This is a genomic window from Pseudomonas mendocina, assembly GCA_037482215.1.
Taxonomy (GTDB): domain Bacteria; phylum Pseudomonadota; class Gammaproteobacteria; order Pseudomonadales; family Pseudomonadaceae; genus Aquipseudomonas; species Aquipseudomonas mendocina_E.
Genome location: CP148074.1, coordinates 2,628,061 through 2,645,375 on the forward strand (window position 1 = coordinate 2,628,061; position 17,315 = coordinate 2,645,375).

Here is a 17,315-nt window from a genome sequence, read left to right on the forward strand (position 1 = left end):
CCGAGGGGCAGCCAATGCGAAAACGCCTAGCGGTTATCGCCCCGCCCCATCCTCTCCCAGAGGTGAACCTCGCCCTAAACAGCCCGTTGGTGAACATCAGCGAGCCTCAACCTGTGCATTGGGTGCAGCCATGAACTGTGAAATGCGTGAAGACCTAGGTCGTGTTTCTCCACCTACAGTGAGCAAACCTCTTCCTGCCCACCAGCATCCATTGATAGGCCGTTTACTGGGCGAACACCACCGCCGACTCAACGAGCTGGTGCAAGGGTTAGGCTCTCCGCTGCATGTTGTATTGCCTCAGGTGTTCGATGAGAACCTAGCGCGCATGCAACGTGTGCTCGACACACACCATTTGCAAAGCACCATCCTTTTCGCCAAAAAAGCCAATAAGGCAGACTGTTTTGCCCGTGCAGCAGCCGAACGCCATAGTGGAATCGACGTCGCCAGCAGTGGCGAACTCAGCAAAGCCCTCAGCGCCGGTGTACGGGGCGATCGCATAGGCCTGTCTGGGCCGGATAAGCCAGAACGCCTGCTTAAAGAAGCCCTGCTTCACGGGTGCCTGATTTCAGTCGACTCGGTAAATGAGTTGCAGCGCCTGACGCTGATCGCTGCAAACCTGAACCAGCGCGCGCGGACTTTATTACGTTGGCGCCCGGAAAGTGAGGCCAAGAGCCGGTTTGGCCACAGTGAGGAGGAGCTCAATCAGAGCGTCCTGCTGTGCCTTGCCAATCCTTCGACCATCGAGCTGCAAGGGTTCTCCTTCCACCTCAGTGGCTATGGCCTTGCCGAGCGAGCGACTTGTACCAGCCGGGCTATCGACTTATGCCTCCAAGCACGAGCACTGGGACTCGTCACCTGCAACCGAGTCGATATCGGCGGCGGGCTACCGGTCCAGTATGTTTCTGCCCAGCATTGGAACCGATTCCTGCAACACGACCATCGCACTCATTACCACGCCAATAAATCATTCTCAGGTTTCTACCCCTACGGCAGTGAGATTGCCGGAGCCAACGCGCTGGAAGCATTGCTTCAAGCCCCCACCCAGCAAGGGAGTCTGGCGCACAAGCTGCGTCACAACGGTATCCATCTGATTATTGAACCAGGCCGCGCACTACTGGATCAGGCCGGGCTGACCTTGTTCAACATTCTGGGCAGTAAACAACGCAGCGATTACTCAATCATCACCGTTGAAGGCAGCAGCCTGAGTCTTTCCGAACAATGGTTTAACAGCGAATACTTGCCTGACCCTGTGTTACTGGGAGAGCCCTGCGGCTCAGCCTTCAATGCCTGCGTAGGCGGGTCTACCTGCCTGGACAGCGACATGGTTAGTTGGCGCAAAGTCCCCTTTTCGCGCCCTGTTCTGCCTGGTGAAAAGCTCGTTTACATCAACACGGCGGGCTATCAAATGGACTCTAACGAGTCCGCTTTCCACGACGCAGCGATTCCCCGAAAAGTCGTCATTGAACTCGACCCGCACGACCACTCGATGCACTGGCGACTGGACGATATTTAAGCCTGCTTTAAACCGCCAAACGGAGGCGAATGCCATGGAGCACTCCGCTCATAGATATGGAAATAAAGGGGAACTTTGGTTGCTCTCACAGTCCGACTTGGAAGTCTTGGGCACCGAATACACGCACGTACTCAAGGTCGTTGAAGAGGCTCTCATCGCGCTGCGCACTGGCGAATCAATCAATCCCCTAAAAACCATTGTTCAACCTGCTGATCAACGCTCAATTGGCTACTCAATGGTTGGTCGCGACGGTTCGAGTCAAACACTCGGGTTCAAGGTTGTGTACGAGTTCGACCCGCAACGTAACCGCGACGCTTATCGCTTTCACTCATTTATTTTTCTGTGCGATGACAGCACTGGCGAACCAATCGCCATGATGGATGTTGTCAAACTTGGGCCTCTGCGCACCTCAGCCACATCAGCACTAATGGCCCGTGCGGCGCATCCGCAGGCGAAATCCGCGCTTGTGGTCGGCACCGGGGTTCAGGGGCAGATTGCGTTGCCAATGCTGCTTGCCGCCTTACCGGGGCTTGAGCGCCTGATGGTTTATGGCAACTATCGTGATGGGGTAAAGGCTGTACAGGCTGAAGTCAGCCGGTTATATCCGCAGCGTCAGGTTGAGGATGTAGAGGACCTACAACAAGCTGCAGGCCAAGCAGACATCATCATCGGTGCTTCAGGGCTCACCTCAAAGCTGCAAGTTCATCGGGCCTGGATGAAGCCCGGAGCCGTCGCCATTCTGCTGGGTTACGGTATCGACGCTGACGTTTTACATGAGGCTGACTATCGAATTGCCACAGATATCGAGCAGATGAAAGTCACCTGCGGCGATTTGTGCAAGGCTGACGGCAGCATTCCTCCAGTGGATGCAGAACTACCCGACATCCTCAGCGGCCAAGCACTGGCACGACGTAATCCAACTGATGTGGTGTTTGCCTACAACAGCGGCATGGTTGTCACCGATGTAGCCCTGGGTCGGTATCTGGCGGAACTGGCTCTGGCGCAGAACCGCGGTGTGAGGGTCAAGCTATGGTGAGCACAACCCAACAACGCGGCTGGCACAGTGAAGTCCGGGCAATTTGGTGGCTTGCCTTACCCCTCATTCTGACCAACTTCGCGCATGTAGCCGTAACAACCATTGATATCATTGTGCTGGGCAGCCTTGGAGCCCGAGAGCTGGCAGCTGGCGGCCTGGCCATTGCTTTGTTCAACCAGTTGCGAACGATGGGCACCGGCCTGGTAACCAGTGTCAGCAACCTGGTTGCTGAAGCACAAGCCCGCGACGACCAGGCCCGTATACGCCAGCTACTTGTAGCAGGGATGTTTTGGGCGACCGTTTCTGGTCTGGCCTTCATTGTGCTTTTACTGGCATTGGAACAACCCCTGATCTGGGTTGGCCAAGAGCCGGATATCGCAGCCTTGACCTTCGAATACTTATTGCTCGCAGCCCCCGGCTTGCTGCCCTGCCTGTGGTTCCAAACCCTTAGGCACTTCACGGTAGGCCTCAAATACCCTGGCCCATTACTGGCGATCACACTGATATCAATCGGTTTGACGGCCTTCCTGAACTACAGCCTGGTGTTTGGAAAGTTTGGCATGCCAGCGCTGGGTTTCATTGGCGTTGCGTTAACAACATCGGTGGTATTTCTACTGTCGTTTCTGATGTTCCTGATCGTGGTGATCAAGAACAAACGGCTGGCACCGTATTTCTCCCTGCCTGAGCTACGGTGGTCATCCGCAGCGGTACGTGATGTTTGGAAGCTCGGCCTGCCAATCGCCGGAACCTATGCATCCGAAGCAGGATTTTTCACCGTACTGACGCTGCTAATCGGTCTTTTGGGTGTCGAGGCGTTGGCCGCTCAAACGGTGCTAAACCAGATCATTTATATCGTTTTCATGATCTCGGCAGGCATCTCACATGCAGCGTCAATCCACATCAGTGAAGCCTGTGGGATTGCTGATTACGCTCGCGCGAAAAAACTGGGTTACATCGCCATCGGGCTCGGCGTAGCAAGCATGCTGATTGTTGCAGTGCCCTACTTGCTTGTACCGAACACCCTCGTCAGTTGGTTTATCTCAGCCGATCAACGCACCAATGCAGCCACATTTAGCCTTGCGGTCTCAGGCCTGCTGATTGCCGCAGTACTCCAGATTTTTGATGCCAGCCAGAACATAGGCAACGGTATTTTGCGTGGCACCGGCGATACCGCCGGCCCATTTCGCATTTCCCTGCTCGGCTACTGGCTTGTCGGGCTGCCCTGCGCATACCTGCTTGGATTTCTGACAGGCTTCGGCATCTACGGCGTTTGGATGGGTCAAGCCATCGGTTTGGCCGCGACAGCCGTTCTGCTGGGCGTTTCATTTCATCAGCGCATCACAGACCTTCGGCGGCAGGAAACCTCACCTGCCGCCAGCGGACAATGAGGAAGGAATCAGCATGCGTACGCCCGAACGTCAAGCACTGCATCATTTGACCCGCCCTGTTATCACGGCCTTACCCACTTATGACCCAGGCGCTGACCCAGAAGAAATCCGCCTCAAATACCAGCCAAAGAGATTGGTAAAACTTTCCAACAATGAGAACCCACTCGGTATTTCTCCGCTGGCACTTGAGGCGCTACAGCGTCGTCTTCTTGAGGGCCTGGGTCGCTATCCTGACCCAGCCGGGAAAGCGTTGTGCCAAGCGCTCGCCGACAAACATAAATACCCGGCGCAACAGATCATTCTTGGTAATGGCTCGGAGAACATCCTAGAGCTGCTGTGCCAAGTCTTCTTGAATGCCAAGGACTTAGTCGTCACTCAATCCCCCTGCTTCAGCCTGCACGAAACTTTCCCACGGATGATGGGGGCCACAGTCCTCAAAGTGCCCCTGACCGACCGCTTTTCATGCGACCTCGAGGCGTGGCGTAAAACACTCCAGCTGCCTGCAAAGCTCATTTTCATTAGTAATCCGTGCAACCCCTCCGGCACGGTCTTTTCTGCGCATGAACTTCAAGAGATTGTCCAGGCTAGCCCTGAGGAATGCTTGCTCGTATTGGATGAGGCCTACCACGAATATGCAGAAGCTGACCCTGCATACTCCGAGGCGCTGGACATACTAGCGGCACAATCACGTCCCTGGATCGTCCTCAGGACCTTTTCCAAAGCCTACGGTCTGGCCAGCCTGCGCGTGGGCTATGGCATTGCCTCACATCCCGGAATCATTGAAGCGATGCATCGCGTCCGTACACCCTACAACGTTAATCAACTGGCCCAGGAGGCAGCCCTCGCCGCACTGGACGACGCTGACCATCTTCGCCAAAGCGTCGCATTGATTACCCAAGAGCGAGTCCGTCTTACGCACGCCTTAGAAGCCCACGGTTACCGGGTAGCTCCTTCCAACGCCAACTTCCTGTTTATCGACACCCATATCCCGGCCACAACCGTTGTAGAGGCCCTGCTGCGTCAAGGTGTGATCGTCAAAGCCTGGCGCGAATCCGGCTATGAAACCTTCATCCGCGCCTCCATCGCATTACCTGAAGAAAACGACCAGTTTCTGAAGGCATTGCTGAGCCTTAAACGAAGCATCTGAACATCACTCACTGACATTCAGGAAACAAACATCCCACACATTTTTAAGCTACTACAGCAACCACGGAGTTGGTTATGCATGCTATTGAGAGTCCTGCCCCCATTAAATCCCGCGTCTCTGATCTGATCGGTGACACACCTCTGCTGGAGTTGCCGGTCGCTCCGGGCAGCGGTCGCGTCTTACTGAAACTTGAGCAGTACAATCCAACGGCCACCGCGAAAATACGCATGGCGCGGCAAATGATTGATGAAGCCGAAGCACAAGGAAAACTCCAACCCGGCGGCTGGATTGTCGAATCAACTTCAGGCAACACCGGTTTAGGCCTGGCCCTGATTGCCGCAGAGCGGGGCTACCGCTTCACAGCCGTTGTCGACCATCACTCCAGCATCGAAAAACTGCGGGGCATGCAGGCCTATGGTGCCGAGCTGGTTCGCGTTGGCAGCCCAGAGGGTGGTCTGGCGACTGCGGACAGAGATGCCACCGCCGAACGTATAGCCCATGAGCATGGTGCCTACTGGACCCAACAACACAATAATCCCGGTAATGCCAACGGCTATACGGCTCTTGCCCATGAGCTGCATCGTGCACTTGGCGACAAAATTAGTACGCTGATCGGCGCCATTGGTACTGGCGGCTCACTCTGTGGAACAGGACGCGCCCTGAGAACATCGATTCCCAACCTGAAAATTGTCGGCGTGGAGCCCGTTGGGTCTGTGATATTCGGGGGCACAGGTGCGCCCTACCATCAATCAGGTACCGGTACTCCGGCCGGAGCCGAGATCGGCAAACTGATTGATTACGAACTCATTGATGAAGGCATCAGGGTCAGCGACAGCCAAGCATTTGAAACAGCGCGTTACCTCGCTCGACACCATGGCATCCTTGTTGGCGGCTCAGCCGGAGGCGTTATCTATCACGCCCTCAAGCAGGCCCGCGGGCAACGCTCCGACAGCACCTCAGTAGTCCTGGTTTGCGATGGCGGCGAGAAGTACCTCGACACAGTGTTCAATGACGAGTGGATGTATACACACAAACTGATGAATAGCTCAGTCGCGGCCGAGTTAGAGCAGATTCTCTGCAAACGGACAAGGATTATTCAGGCAGGCTACGCATCACCGCTAGGGCCACACGCTAAATCGGCATAAGCCTTCTAAACAGACTAGAGAACAAACAAAAAAGCCGCTCATATGAGCGGCTTTTTTGTTTATTTGGAGCGGGAAACGAGACTCGAACTCGCGACCCCGACCTTGGCAAGGTCGTGCTCTACCAACTGAGCTATTCCCGCGTACAAATTGGCGTCCCCTAGGGGACTCGAACCCCTGTTACCGCCGTGAAAGGGCGGTGTCCTAGGCCACTAGACGAAGGGGACCTTGGAACTTATTTGAAACTCTGCCTCAACAGCGTTTCTGAAACTGGAGCGGGAAACGAGACTCGAACTCGCGACCCCGACCTTGGCAAGGTCGTGCTCTACCAACTGAGCTATTCCCGCATTTACAACTTGGTACAACACACTTCTTTTGGAAGTGGCGTCCCCTAGGGGACTCGAACCCCTGTTACCGCCGTGAAAGGGCGGTGTCCTAGGCCACTAGACGAAGGGGACATTGCCCGGAAATCACTTCTCTATCCGGCTTCCTAACCGCTCTGCTGTGAGGCTTTGCGCTGGAAGTGGCGCGCATTCTATGGATGGAATTAGAAGTCGTCAACCTTTCTTTGAAAAAAAATTTATAAATCAAAGACTTCATGTTCTGGTGCCAGCAAAACACTATCTCCAACCATGCTTACACACTACACTCGGGCCAAAACCGGTGACCGAGAGGCCAACCTATGTCCCCACTCTTTATTACCTCCCTGGTAATAGGTGGAGTCGTCCTTCTACTGGCGATCGCCTATATCAACCAGATGGTTGAAGCCAACAAGATCGAGAAGGCTCGCATGCGTGCCGACCTTACCGATCGTCTGCGCCGGTGTGGCGACCTAAACGAAACCCTTCCTGGACAACTTATGTCCCCTGCCCTCAAGCAGCTGCTGATCCGTCTGCAAATACATATTTGCGATCGTCTAATTGGCCTGAACAAAAACGATAAAGATGCCCTTGCTAATTTAGAGGTGCTTCGGCAGCAGCAGAAGCTCGGTGAGTCCATCACCATTAGCAACCCGCAGGAACACATTTCCAGTGAAGCCAAGGGCAAAGACATCCGCTATCAACTTGAGACGTTGCACGGCCAGCTGACACGAGCCGTTAAGGATGGCGTGATCACAGTGGCAGAGGGCAAACACTGGGTCGGTCAAATTCGACACATGCTCTGTCAGGTGCACATCGAGCTGTTTAACAACCTAGGCCTGCAAGCCCTGCAAAAGAACATGCCCGGTCAAGCACGCCTAGCTTTCGAGCGGGGCGTTCAATATCTGAGCAAGCAACCTGAGCCAAACCCCTATAAAGAAGCACTGAAAAAGTTCGAAGACCAGTTAGCCCGAGCCAATGCCTTGGTCTTGGACAACATCAAACGTTCCAGCAGCCAGCAAAGCGAACTCAATACTGGACTCGATTCGCTCGGCAGCGACGAAGAGTGGAAAAAGAAGAACATCTACGACTAAACAAACGCGCCGCTGGCGCCTGGGAGTAGCCCGCATGAGTTTGACAGTTTACGGCGCACCACTGTCGCCGTTCGTACGTAAAGTCCGCCTGCTGCTTGCTGAAAAGGGACTGGACTACCAACTTGAGATTGTTCTGCCCTTCAACCAGCCAGCATGGTTTTCAGAGCTGAGCCCACTGGGACGAATACCCGCGCTTAGAGACGGGGATACCACCCTCGCGGATTCAAGCGTCATCTGCCAGTACATAGAAGATAAGTACCCACAAAGCCTTCAACTGCTTGGTGACACTCCTGAAGAACGAGCCAAAGTCCGTTGGATCGAGAAATATGCCGATTACGAGGTTGCACCACTAAGCACGTTCGCTGTTTTTCGGAACCGTATTGTTCTGCCATCAATCGGTCAACAATGTGATGAGGACGCCGCGCAAAAAGCGTTGACACAGAAGCTCCCGCCTCATTTTGATTATCTAGAAAAGCTCTTAGGCGATGCCGACTATTTTGTTGGCGGCAAACTGACCCTCGCCGATCTGGCGGTTGCCACCCAGTTGGTTAACCTGCAACACGCCAATGAACAGCTAGACGCTCATCGCTGGCCCAAGCTCCACGCCCACTTCGAACGCATCAAAGCACGGGAAACAGCCGCAAGCATGATTGCCAGCGAACAGAAAGTGATTGCCAAAATGACCGGCAAATAGCACAGCCTGACAATCAGCAAAAAGCCCGGTTACCCGGGCTTTTTCAAGTAGACTCAGCAATCTGTTAACTCAAGAAATACCTGAGCCAGTCGTTCTACTCCAGCCTGATCAACTTCACTGAAGCGCCCTAGTGTTGGGCTATCCAGATCCAACACGCCGATCAGACGGCCATCCTTGATTAGAGGCACCACCAACTCACTGTTTGACGCGCTGTCGCAAGCAATGTGACCGGCAAATGCATGCACATCTTCAACACGCTGTGTTTGTCGAGTGGCTGCAGCCGTCCCGCATACGCCCCTGCCGAATGGAATACGTACACAGGCAACTTTACCCTGAAAAGGCCCCAGCACCAGTTGATTGTCACGAGCCAGGTAAAAACCCGCCCAGTTCAAATCACTCAGTTCCTGAAACAGGAAAGCCGAAAATTGCGCCGCATTAGCGACAAAATCACGCTCATCCGCTAACAAAGCCTGCAATTGTGCTTCCAGCAATGGATAGCCATCCAGGCCCTGCCCACTTTGTTGCAAATCAATCATCGTGCTTACTCAGTAATTTCATACCCACCCAATCACGGGCGAATTGATAGGCGCAACGGCCATTGCGGTTGCCACGGGCCAGCGCCCAGCGGATTGCGGCCTTTTCCAGGTCCTCATGCCACTGCCAGCTCAAACCCGCCTGATTGGCATGGACACCAACCCAATGCCGAACCACGTCGAGAAAATGCTCTTGGCTGAATGGATAAAACGAAACCCACAGGCCAAAGCGATCTGACAATGCGATTTTGTCTTCAACCGCTTCGTTTGGATGCAACTCACCGTCGATATGCTGCCAATTATCGTTGTCACTCTGCTTTTCCGGCACCAGATGGCGCCGGTTAGAGGTGGCATACAACACAACGTTATCTGGCGCACGCTCCAGCGATCCGTCCAGCACTGATTTCAGCACCCGATAGTCACCCTCGCCTGCCTCAAAGGACAAGTCATCGCAAAACACTATAAAGCGTTGTGACAGCCCGCTGAGGAGCTCAACGACGCGCGGCAGATCCGATAGGTGATCCCGCTCGATCTCGATCAGCCTCAGCCCCGCCTCCGCATGCTCTGCCAAAAGAGCGCGGACCAAGGACGATTTACCAGTGCCCCTCGCTCCCCATAACAAGGCGTGGTTAGCAGGAAGACCGCTGACGAACTGGTTGGTATTGCGTGCCAACTGGTCGCGCTGGCGGTCAACCCCCAGCAGGTCATCCAAACGTATATCCAGACTCACCTTGAGCGGCAGCAGGTACCCCGTTCGCCCTTCTCGCTGCCAACGTGCAGCCAGCGTAGTCTGCCAGTCGATTGCTTCGCGCTGTGCAGGTAACAACGGTTCGATACGCGCCATCACGGCTTCTGCCCGTGACAAGAAGTTCTGCAAAATTACGTCCACGCTCTACTCCGAAATTTACAAACAGCGTTGCCACTGCCTTCGATCAACGCAGATCGGCTATGCTACACGCACAACCGATCAGGGAATAAACAATACCGTTATGGATATCGCGCTAACCCAACGCCTGTCCTACAAGCAGGCAGGCTTAACTGTGTTGGTAGCCTTTATCCTCGGCACCCTCCTTAGTTTGGTGCAAGTCAGCATCGACTATGCCAGCGAAGATGCCTCCATCAACCGCGAAATCAACGCCCTGATGGACATCAGCCACAACCCTGCCGCGCGCATCACCTACAACATTGATGCCGAGCTTGCTCAGGAACTGGTGCTGGGCCTACTACGTTCCCCTGCTGTCGTGCGCGCTCAGGTGATTGATAACACCCATCAAGTGCTCTCCAGCGTCAGCCGTCCCACGCTGCAAAGCAGCTACCGACCGATCAGCGATTTCCTGTTCGGCCAACGCCGTATTTTTGAGAGCACGTTATATATCAATCATGCCCCGAATGAGGCTCTGGGCAAATTGATTCTTGAAGTCGACACCTATGCCTTTGGGAGCAACTTTCTGCGCCGCTCCATGCTCACCATCGGCACGGGTTTCGCTCGCAGTTTGTTGCTCTCGCTGATACTGCTGGTGCTTTTCTACTTCATGCTGACTAAACCGCTGACCGGTTTTATCAGTGCCCTCAGTGAGCGTGACCTGCGCAACCCCAAGGCTGAAAAACTCCCTTATCCGCCTGGCCACGAACGCGACGAGATCGGCGTGCTGGTTGATGTCACCAACCGCCAGCTGAGCAGCATCACTTCCGAGATCGAACAACGGCACCAGGCCGAGAACCGCCTGACGCACTACCTGACAGAGCTTGAAGACATCATCTCCTCACGCACCCGTGAGCTGGAGGCTGCCAACCGGCGACTCCTTGACTCCAACCGCGAGTTACAGGACGCCAAGCGTATTGCGCTGGACATGGCTCAAGCTCGCTCGGCCTTCCTGGCCAACATGAGCCATGAAATTCGTACCCCCCTTAACGGCCTGCTCGGCATGCTGGCGTTATCCCTGGATGGGCCACTCAGCGACGAACAACGCCAACAGCTGTCGATTGCGCACAACTCCGGTAAGGTTCTGGTGGAGTTGTTGAACGACATTCTGGACCTGTCTAAATTCGAAGCAGGCCAGCTTGAACTTGAGCACATCCCCTTCGACCTAGGCGGTATTGTTGAGGAAACGGCCAGTCTACTTTCGCAAAACACGGCAGCGGGCGTAGAACTGACCTGCCTGATTGACCCATACCTGCCTCCGTTGCTCTTAGGCGACCCGACCCGAGTTAGACAAATTGTCAGCAACCTGCTCTCCAACGCTTTGAAGTTCACACGTTTCGGACGGGTCGACATCAGTGTCAAGTCGAGCGAAAAAGGCGTACAGATCGTTGTCCGTGACACCGGCATCGGGATTGCCGAAGAAGCCCAGAGTCGTATTTTCCAGCCCTTTACCCAAGCGGGCGTCGACATTACCCGACAGTATGGCGGCACTGGTCTGGGGCTCGCCCTGACCCGCCGTCTGTGCGAAGCCATGCAGGGTCAGCTCAGGCTTAAAACGCAGGAAGGTTTTGGTAGCACTTTTTATGTGGATTTACCCCTCAAACCACAGGGCAATGCACTGATTCTGCCCTCAATTCAAGGCCGCGTTTTAGTCATGAGCCCCAACAGCTCAGGTCTCAGCGAGCAGCTTGCTAGCTTGCTCCCAAGCTGGGGGTTGGACTACCAGCAACTTGATTACAACAACGCGCTCCAAAACCTCAATGCTGACTTGATTATCAGCGACTGCCCTCAACGGCTGAGCGAATTGCGAACCCACAGTCAGATACCGGTCATTCTGGTCAGTGCATACGGGCAATTCTTAACACCTCAACAAGTAGCCAGTCTCAATCCAATTATCCAACTGGCGCGCCCGCTAAGCCGCCAGGCACTGTTGCAAGCGCTTGGTCACTCCCTGAACCGTCGAGAAGACCAAGCACCTCAGTGCAGCACAGAACCCCATGACAACCAACAGTTCACACTGTTGTTAGTGGAGGACAACCCGGTTAACCAGTTGGTTGCCAAAGGCATGCTAAGCAAGCTGGGTTACAAAATACTGCTGGCCAACCATGGTGGGGAAGCGCTGCGATTGCTCGACAGGCACCACGTTGACCTGGTGCTGATGGACTGCAACATGCCCGTCATGGACGGGTACGAAACCACCCGGCAAATTCGCCAGCGGTCAGAATTCAAGGGGCTGCCGATCATAGCCCTAACTGCCAACGCCCTTTCGGACGAGCGCGAACGCTGTGAGAAAGCAGGTATGAATGATTACCTGGCCAAACCTTTCCGCAAAGACGAACTTGGCCAATTGCTGGCTCACTGGCTGGATAGCAACTGAGCCAGCACACCATCCAGCTGCTGACGTAAACCCTCAAGGGACTGCGACTCCACTTGACGATCACAGAGCAGTTGGTGCTTAAGCGGCAGAGCCTTGGCATAAAGGCTCCAGCCTGCTTCGCTAAGCGCCAAGTGCACCTCACGCTCATCTGCTGAAGACCGCTTACGCTCCAGCAGCCCTTGGCCTTGTAAGCGCTTTAGCAGCGGCGTCAGTGTGCCAGAGTCCAACAGTAACCGCGCCCCCAGCGCTTTAACCGTTGGCTGCTCAGATGGCTGCTGATGCCACTCCCACAGTACCAACATCACAAGGTACTGCGGGTAAGTCAGGCCCAACTGAGTCAGCATCGGTTGGTAAGCACGCGTCACTAGGCGCGACGCTGCATACAGCTTGAAACACAGCTGATTATCCAGCCGCAGACTCGCATCACCTGCTTTCATTTCAGTCATTTCAACAACGCTTCTATCTCGCTAGTCAGCTCTTCAGGCTTGCACATCGGCGAGAATCGCTTGACCTGACGACCGTCAGCGCTCACCAGAAACTTGGTGAAATTCCATTTGATCGCCTGGCTGCCCAGCACCCCCGGTGCTTGCTTCTTCAAACTGACAAACAGCGGATGAGCATTGTTACCGTTTACCTCAATTTTGCGGAACAACGGAAAGCTAACGCCAAAGTTCAACTCACAGAACTGTGAAATAGCTGTTTCATCGCCGGGCTCCTGTTTGCCGAACTGATTGCAAGGGAAGCCTAGCACCACCAACCCCTTTTCTTTGTAGCGCTCCCAGAGCTGCTCCAAGCCTTTGTACTGGGGCGTAAAACCGCACTTGCTTGCTGTATTAACAACAAGGAATGCCCGCCCGCCAAAGTCTGACAGCGTCTTCTGCTCCCCACTGATGGCAGTAAGGGGTATGTCCAGTAGCTGATTACTCATACTGCAGCCTCCGTTTGTTGACCCCAGTGAAGCTAGCCAACAATTAAATTGCACACAATCTATTTCTATAAAAATAAGGCCCGCTGATTACGGGCCTGTTTCGCTCAAAATAACGCGCCTCGCACCACCACAACCTTAAGTCCGCTCGACCAAGTTCAATGACGCTGAGTTGATGCAATAGCGCAAACCGGTCGGCGTAGGGCCATCTGGAAACACGTGACCGAGGTGGGCATCACAGTTCGCGCATTTAACTTCGATCCGATGCATCCCATGGCTGAAATCATCCACGCTACGAATGACCTGATCATTCACGGGCTGGAAATAGCTGGGCCAACCGCTTCCAGAATCATATTTAGCGTCGGAATCGAACAAGGCCGTTTTACAGCACGCGCAGTGATAGACACCCGGCGTTTTGCTGTCATGGTACTTACCGGTGAATGCCCGTTCCGTGCCGCCTAGCCGGCAAATATGAAATTGCTCTTCGGTAAGTTCCTCGCGCCAAGCGTCCAGAGGCTTATCCAATTTATCCATGACCCACTCCTCAACTGAAAAAAGCCCGGCCTGCACCTTTGCCTAGGCCAGGCTGCGACGTATCATTCGCGCTCAGTCTGTCACCCGCACCACAACCTGCCAAGGCTCGGCAGCAGTAGGTATCGAAGCGGCACCGCCGCTCGGCAGTTTCCAGACCTGCGCCACCGGGTTGAAGTGCGGTATTTCCTCATATCAGGACCCTATCATGCAGTTCAGCAAATCCAACAAGCTCGCCAACGTTTGCTATGACATCCGCGGGCCGGTGCTCAAGCACGCCAAACGCCTGGAGGAAGAAGGACATCGAATCCTCAAGCTGAACATCGGCAACCCGGCGCCGTTTGGTTTTGAAGCGCCTGACGAAATTCTTCGTGATGTCATCCGTAACCTGCCTACGGCACAAGGCTACAGTGATTCAAAAGGCCTGTTCAGCGCCCGTAAAGCAGTGATGCAGTACTACCAGCAAAAGCAGGTAGAAGGCGTTGGCATTGAAGACATTTACTTGGGTAACGGTGTCTCCGAGCTGATCGTCATGGCCATGCAGGCCCTGCTCAATAATGGCGATGAAGTACTGATTCCTGCTCCCGACTACCCACTGTGGACGGCCTCGGTAGCCTTGGCGGGCGGCAATCCAGTGCACTACCTGTGCGACGAGCAAGCAGGCTGGTTCCCGGATATCGCCGATATGAAGGCGAAGATCACGCCAAACACCAAAGCATTGGTACTGATCAACCCGAACAACCCGACGGGCGCGGTGTATTCCAAAGAAGTTCTGATGGACATCGTTGAGCTGGCACGCCAGCACAACTTGGTGCTGTTCTCTGACGAAATCTACGACAAGATTCTCTACGACGAAGCCCAGCACATCTCCACCGCTTCACTGGCACCAGACGTGCTCTGCCTGACCTTCAACGGCCTGTCCAAGTCCTACCGCGTGGCGGGCTTCCGCTCCGGCTGGATCGCCATTTCCGGCCCTAAGCATCAGGCTAAGAGCTATATTGAAGGCATCGACATTCTGGCGAACATGCGCCTGTGCGCCAACGTACCGAGTCAGCACGCCATCCAGACAGCTCTGGGCGGTTATCAAAGCATTAACGACCTGGTTCTTCCCGGCGGCCGCCTGCTGGAACAACGCAACCGAGCCTGGGAGCTGCTCAACAACATCCCTGGCGTGAGCTGCGTGAAGCCAATGGGCGCATTGTATGCCTTCCCCAAAATCGACCCGAAAGTCTGCCCGATCCATAACGACGAAAAATTCGTACTGGACCTGCTGCTCTCGGAAAAACTGCTGGTCGTTCAAGGCACTGCCTTCAACTGGCCATGGCCTGACCACTTCCGTGTGGTTACCCTGCCCCGTGTTGATGACCTTGAAGCCGCCATCACACGCATCGGCAGTTTCCTCAAAACTTACAAACAGTAAACAGGGAATGAGCCGGCGCACGCCCAGATACAGCTGGCCGTGCACCGGCCACTTTTCACCTTAATTTCAGCAATGGAAATAACTGGATGGATTTGCAGATAGACGACTTCTATAAAGATGCCGCCGCAGGTCTGCTGGCCTTGTATCAGGCGTTTCCCTGCAAATCCGCCCTATATGTTGAAGACCTGATCGGCCGGGAAGAACCTGACGAGTTCGGCCTCCCCACACCCCGCCACCAAAGCTGCCTGGGCGCTCTGCTATGGCTTGCGGATGAGGGGTACATTCGCTTCGATTCGACGATCGGTTACGACGCTTTGGATCAAGCAGTGCTGACAGAAAAGTCTTTCATGCGTCTCACCCGGGCCGTGCCATTCGCTGTCGATTCTGAGCAACAGCTCCCACCTAGTGTACGTAGGACAAGGGGTACACTTGCTTTTCAGTTACGTGAGGCACTTTCTCAACGTAACAGTGAACGTGTTGCACGACTGACCCGTCTACTCTTTGAAAGCAATCTGAGCAGCACAAGCGACATAGTTTGAAATAGAAGCTCAGTTGAAGAACCAGGGTAGCCGCCCTTATATAGCCGGCAATAACCAATAGTTTCACCCGTGAGGAGTCTCTACACACCATGATGCGCATTATGCTGTTCCTGGCCACCAACATTGCAGTGTTGATCATTGCCAGCATCACCCTGAAATTGCTTGGGGTTGACCGCTTCACCGGCCAGAACTACGGAAGCCTTTTGGTTTTCTGCGCCGTGTTCGGTTTCGCCGGCTCGCTGGTTTCGCTGTTCCTGTCCAAATGGATGGCGAAGATGAGCACCAAGACTGAAATCATCACCCAACCACGCACACGCCATGAGCAATGGCTGCTGCAAACCGTGGAAGAGCTGTCCCGCGAAGCGGGTATCAAAATGCCGGAAGTCGGTATCTTCCCGGCCTATGAGTCCAATGCATTTGCCACAGGCTGGAACAAGAACGACGCACTGGTTGCGGTCAGCCAAGGCCTGCTGGAACGTTTCTCACCAGATGAAGTGCGTGCGGTACTGGCCCACGAAATTGGCCACGTAGCTAACGGTGACATGGTGACCTTGGCTCTGATCCAGGGCGTTGTGAACACCTTTGTTATGTTCTTCGCCCGTATCTTCGGTAACTTCGTTGACAAGGTGATCCTGAAAAACGAAGAAGGCCAAGGCATTGGTTACTTTGTTGCCACTATCTTCGCGGAACTGGTACTGGGCATCCTGGCCAGCATCATCGTTATGTGGTTCTCGCGTAAGCGTGAATACAAAGCGGATGAAGCTGGTGCGCGCCTGGCCAGCACCGGTGCCATGATTGCAGCCTTGCAGCGCCTACGCGCCGAGCAGGAAGTACCGGTAAACATGCCAAGCAGCCTGACAGCCTTTGGCATCAACGGCGGCCTGAAAAATGGTCTGGCTGGCTTGCTGATGAGCCACCCACCACTGGAAGACCGTATCGAAGCCCTGCGCCAGCGCGGCTAACAGCGCCACGAAAAAGGCGGCCCTCGAGCCGCCTTTTTACGCAAGAATGTCCTTACGCCCTTATTAAGCGATAGACGTTCTCCTCCAAACGACTCAAGCCCTTCTCTAAAAAACGCCAGTTACCGCCTAATACATCTAGCTGCTGTAACCGCTCAACGTCCCAATCTGGACTGAATAACCGCTGTACTTCCTCATCACTCACCGCAAAAGGTGGGCCCGACATCTGCTCTTGCGGATAATCCAACGTCACCAACAGTGACTGGCAGCCACGGGGCATAATCTGGCTGAGATGCGCTACATACCGCGCCCTCATCTCCGGCGGCAGTGCAATCAGTGCTGCACGATCATAAATGCCGCGACAAGCCTCGACGTGCTCAGCCGTCAGTGCAAAAAAATCACCACAAAAAATCCGTAACCTTTCTGCCTCATAACACCTGAACGCCCCCGCTTCAGTCACCTCAGGCTGCAGCCCTTGCTCCTTAAAAAAGTCCTCAACGGCCACCTGTGAAAGCTCAATGCCAAGCACTTGCAGCCCCTGAGCGGACAGCCAAACCATATCCAGACTCTTGCCGCATAACGGCACAAACACCTGATCCCCTGAATAAAGCTGCAACGCAGGCCAATGTTGTACAAGGTCAGCGTTCACCTCCCGCTGATGAAAGCCAATCTCACTGCGTGCCCAGCGGCGATGCCAAAACTCTGCGTGCATACGAACTCCCAGATCCCCTACAAG

General features: G+C 54.5%; 17 protein-coding genes and 4 tRNA genes. 11 read left to right on the plus strand and 10 right to left on the minus strand.

Annotated elements, in window-relative coordinates:
* Positions 1–142: 142 nt before the first annotated feature.
* The 5 genes from WG219_12140 to WG219_12160 all read left to right on the plus strand — a co-directional run bounded on the left by WG219_12140 (position 143) and on the right by WG219_12160 (position 6,229).
* Positions 143–1,513 (plus strand): alanine racemase, encoded by a 1,371-nt coding sequence (locus WG219_12140; GenBank protein ID WXL24102.1) that lies wholly within the window; start codon positions 143–145, stop codon positions 1,511–1,513.
* A 34-nt stretch (positions 1,514–1,547) separates the two neighbouring features.
* Complete coding sequence (locus WG219_12145) at positions 1,548–2,549, plus strand: hypothetical protein (protein WXL24103.1); 1,002 nt, start codon at positions 1,548–1,550, stop codon at positions 2,547–2,549.
* A complete protein-coding gene (locus tag WG219_12150) occupies positions 2,543–3,937 on the plus strand; it encodes an MATE family efflux transporter (GenBank protein ID WXL24104.1) in 1,395 nt (464 codons plus the stop codon). Before WG219_12145 ends, WG219_12150 begins: the two co-directional genes overlap by 7 nt.
* Before the next feature lie 13 nt (positions 3,938–3,950).
* On the plus strand, positions 3,951–5,084 hold the full coding sequence (gene hisC / locus WG219_12155) for a histidinol-phosphate transaminase (GenBank protein WXL24105.1): 1,134 nt from the start codon (positions 3,951–3,953) through the stop codon (positions 5,082–5,084).
* Between the two features lie 74 nt (positions 5,085–5,158).
* Positions 5,159–6,229, plus strand: coding sequence for a cysteine synthase family protein (locus tag WG219_12160; GenBank protein ID WXL24106.1), 1,071 nt, complete (start codon positions 5,159–5,161; stop codon positions 6,227–6,229).
* A gap of 64 nt (positions 6,230–6,293) precedes the next feature.
* Here WG219_12160 and WG219_12165 read toward each other — a convergent pair.
* The 4 genes from WG219_12165 to WG219_12180 form a co-directional block, all read right to left on the minus strand.
* A tRNA-Gly gene (locus WG219_12165) sits at positions 6,294–6,369 on the minus strand.
* A gap of 8 nt (positions 6,370–6,377) precedes the next feature.
* A tRNA-Glu gene (locus tag WG219_12170) sits at positions 6,378–6,453 on the minus strand.
* A 44-nt stretch (positions 6,454–6,497) separates the two neighbouring features.
* Positions 6,498–6,573: transfer RNA gene (locus WG219_12175), tRNA-Gly, on the minus strand.
* Positions 6,574–6,608: 35 nt separating this feature from the next.
* Positions 6,609–6,684: transfer RNA gene (locus tag WG219_12180), tRNA-Glu, on the minus strand.
* Positions 6,685–6,908: 224 nt separating this feature from the next.
* On the opposite strand from WG219_12180, the gene WG219_12185 reads away from it, so the two are divergent.
* A complete protein-coding gene (locus WG219_12185; protein WXL24107.1) occupies positions 6,909–7,679 on the plus strand; it encodes a hypothetical protein in 771 nt (256 codons plus the stop codon).
* Positions 7,680–7,713: 34 nt separating this feature from the next.
* Positions 7,714–8,373: a glutathione S-transferase family protein gene (locus tag WG219_12190; GenBank protein ID WXL24108.1), complete on the plus strand. Its 660-nt coding sequence runs from the start codon at positions 7,714–7,716 to the stop codon at positions 8,371–8,373.
* Between the two features lie 53 nt (positions 8,374–8,426).
* Here the strand turns inward: WG219_12190 and WG219_12195 are convergent, their stop codons facing one another.
* Positions 8,427–8,909 carry a GAF domain-containing protein gene (locus WG219_12195; protein ID WXL24109.1) on the minus strand — a complete coding sequence of 161 codons (483 nt, stop codon included), beginning with the start codon at positions 8,907–8,909 and terminating at the stop codon, positions 8,427–8,429.
* Positions 8,902–9,795: an ATP-binding protein gene (locus tag WG219_12200; protein ID WXL24110.1), complete on the minus strand. Its 894-nt coding sequence runs from the start codon at positions 9,793–9,795 to the stop codon at positions 8,902–8,904. The genes WG219_12195 and WG219_12200 overlap by 8 nt, the downstream gene beginning before the upstream one ends.
* Before the next feature lie 100 nt (positions 9,796–9,895).
* On the opposite strand from WG219_12200, the gene WG219_12205 reads away from it, so the two are divergent.
* Positions 9,896–12,205 (plus strand): response regulator, encoded by a 2,310-nt coding sequence (locus tag WG219_12205; protein ID WXL24111.1) that lies wholly within the window; start codon positions 9,896–9,898, stop codon positions 12,203–12,205.
* Here WG219_12205 and WG219_12210 read toward each other — a convergent pair.
* From WG219_12210 to msrB, 3 genes are all read right to left on the minus strand, one after another.
* Positions 12,184–12,642: a MarR family transcriptional regulator gene (locus WG219_12210; protein WXL27998.1), complete on the minus strand. Its 459-nt coding sequence runs from the start codon at positions 12,640–12,642 to the stop codon at positions 12,184–12,186. The two genes, WG219_12205 and WG219_12210, sit on opposite strands and share 22 nt — an antisense overlap.
* Positions 12,643–12,647: 5 nt before the next feature.
* Entirely contained in the window at positions 12,648–13,133 is a 486-nt protein-coding gene (locus tag WG219_12215) for a glutathione peroxidase (protein WXL24112.1), read from the minus strand.
* 135 nt (positions 13,134–13,268) lie between these two features.
* Positions 13,269–13,664, minus strand: a complete 396-nt coding sequence (gene msrB / locus WG219_12220; protein ID WXL24113.1) for a peptide-methionine (R)-S-oxide reductase MsrB — start codon at positions 13,662–13,664, stop codon at positions 13,269–13,271.
* A gap of 205 nt (positions 13,665–13,869) precedes the next feature.
* Here msrB and WG219_12225 point away from each other — a divergent pair, with 205 nt between their 5' ends.
* The 3 genes from WG219_12225 (at position 13,870) to htpX (ending at position 16,582) form a co-directional block, all read left to right on the plus strand.
* Positions 13,870–15,081 carry a pyridoxal phosphate-dependent aminotransferase gene (locus WG219_12225; protein ID WXL24114.1) on the plus strand — a complete coding sequence of 404 codons (1,212 nt, stop codon included), beginning with the start codon at positions 13,870–13,872 and terminating at the stop codon, positions 15,079–15,081.
* Between the two features lie 86 nt (positions 15,082–15,167).
* Positions 15,168–15,620, plus strand: a complete 453-nt coding sequence (locus WG219_12230) for a hypothetical protein (GenBank protein ID WXL24115.1) — start codon at positions 15,168–15,170, stop codon at positions 15,618–15,620.
* Between the two features lie 89 nt (positions 15,621–15,709).
* Positions 15,710–16,582, plus strand: a complete 873-nt coding sequence (gene htpX, locus WG219_12235) for a protease HtpX (GenBank protein ID WXL24116.1) — start codon at positions 15,710–15,712, stop codon at positions 16,580–16,582.
* Positions 16,583–16,634: 52 nt separating this feature from the next.
* Here htpX and WG219_12240 read toward each other — a convergent pair whose 3' ends face one another.
* Positions 16,635–17,291, minus strand: coding sequence for a thiopurine S-methyltransferase (locus WG219_12240; GenBank protein ID WXL24117.1), 657 nt, complete (start codon positions 17,289–17,291; stop codon positions 16,635–16,637).
* Between the last annotated feature and the right edge of the window lie 24 nt (positions 17,292–17,315).

Bases quoted from the DNA above. Each gene is read 5' to 3' on its own strand.
- WG219_12140 (WXL24102.1), top strand. From the start codon at position 143: ATGCGTGAAGACCTAGGTCGTGTTTCTCCACCTACAGTGAGCAAACCT.
- WG219_12145 (WXL24103.1), top strand. From the start codon at position 1,548: ATGGAGCACTCCGCTCATAGATATGGAAATAAAGGGGAACTTTGGTTG.
- WG219_12150 (WXL24104.1), top strand. From the start codon at position 2,543: ATGGTGAGCACAACCCAACAACGCGGCTGGCACAGTGAAGTCCGGGCA.
- hisC (WXL24105.1), top strand. From the start codon at position 3,951: ATGCGTACGCCCGAACGTCAAGCACTGCATCATTTGACCCGCCCTGTT.
- WG219_12160 (WXL24106.1), top strand. From the start codon at position 5,159: ATGCATGCTATTGAGAGTCCTGCCCCCATTAAATCCCGCGTCTCTGAT.
- WG219_12185 (WXL24107.1), top strand. From the start codon at position 6,909: ATGTCCCCACTCTTTATTACCTCCCTGGTAATAGGTGGAGTCGTCCTT.
- WG219_12190 (WXL24108.1), top strand. From the start codon at position 7,714: ATGAGTTTGACAGTTTACGGCGCACCACTGTCGCCGTTCGTACGTAAA.
- WG219_12195 (WXL24109.1), bottom strand. From the start codon at position 8,909: ATGATTGATTTGCAACAAAGTGGGCAGGGCCTGGATGGCTATCCATTG.
- WG219_12205 (WXL24111.1), top strand. From the start codon at position 9,896: ATGGATATCGCGCTAACCCAACGCCTGTCCTACAAGCAGGCAGGCTTA.
- WG219_12210 (WXL27998.1), bottom strand. From the start codon at position 12,642: ATGAAAGCAGGTGATGCGAGTCTGCGGCTGGATAATCAGCTGTGTTTC.
- WG219_12215 (WXL24112.1), bottom strand. From the start codon at position 13,133: ATGAGTAATCAGCTACTGGACATACCCCTTACTGCCATCAGTGGGGAG.
- msrB (WXL24113.1), bottom strand. From the start codon at position 13,664: ATGGATAAATTGGATAAGCCTCTGGACGCTTGGCGCGAGGAACTTACC.
- WG219_12225 (WXL24114.1), top strand. From the start codon at position 13,870: ATGCAGTTCAGCAAATCCAACAAGCTCGCCAACGTTTGCTATGACATC.
- WG219_12230 (WXL24115.1), top strand. From the start codon at position 15,168: ATGGATTTGCAGATAGACGACTTCTATAAAGATGCCGCCGCAGGTCTG.
- htpX (WXL24116.1), top strand. From the start codon at position 15,710: ATGATGCGCATTATGCTGTTCCTGGCCACCAACATTGCAGTGTTGATC.
- WG219_12240 (WXL24117.1), bottom strand. From the start codon at position 17,291: ATGCACGCAGAGTTTTGGCATCGCCGCTGGGCACGCAGTGAGATTGGC.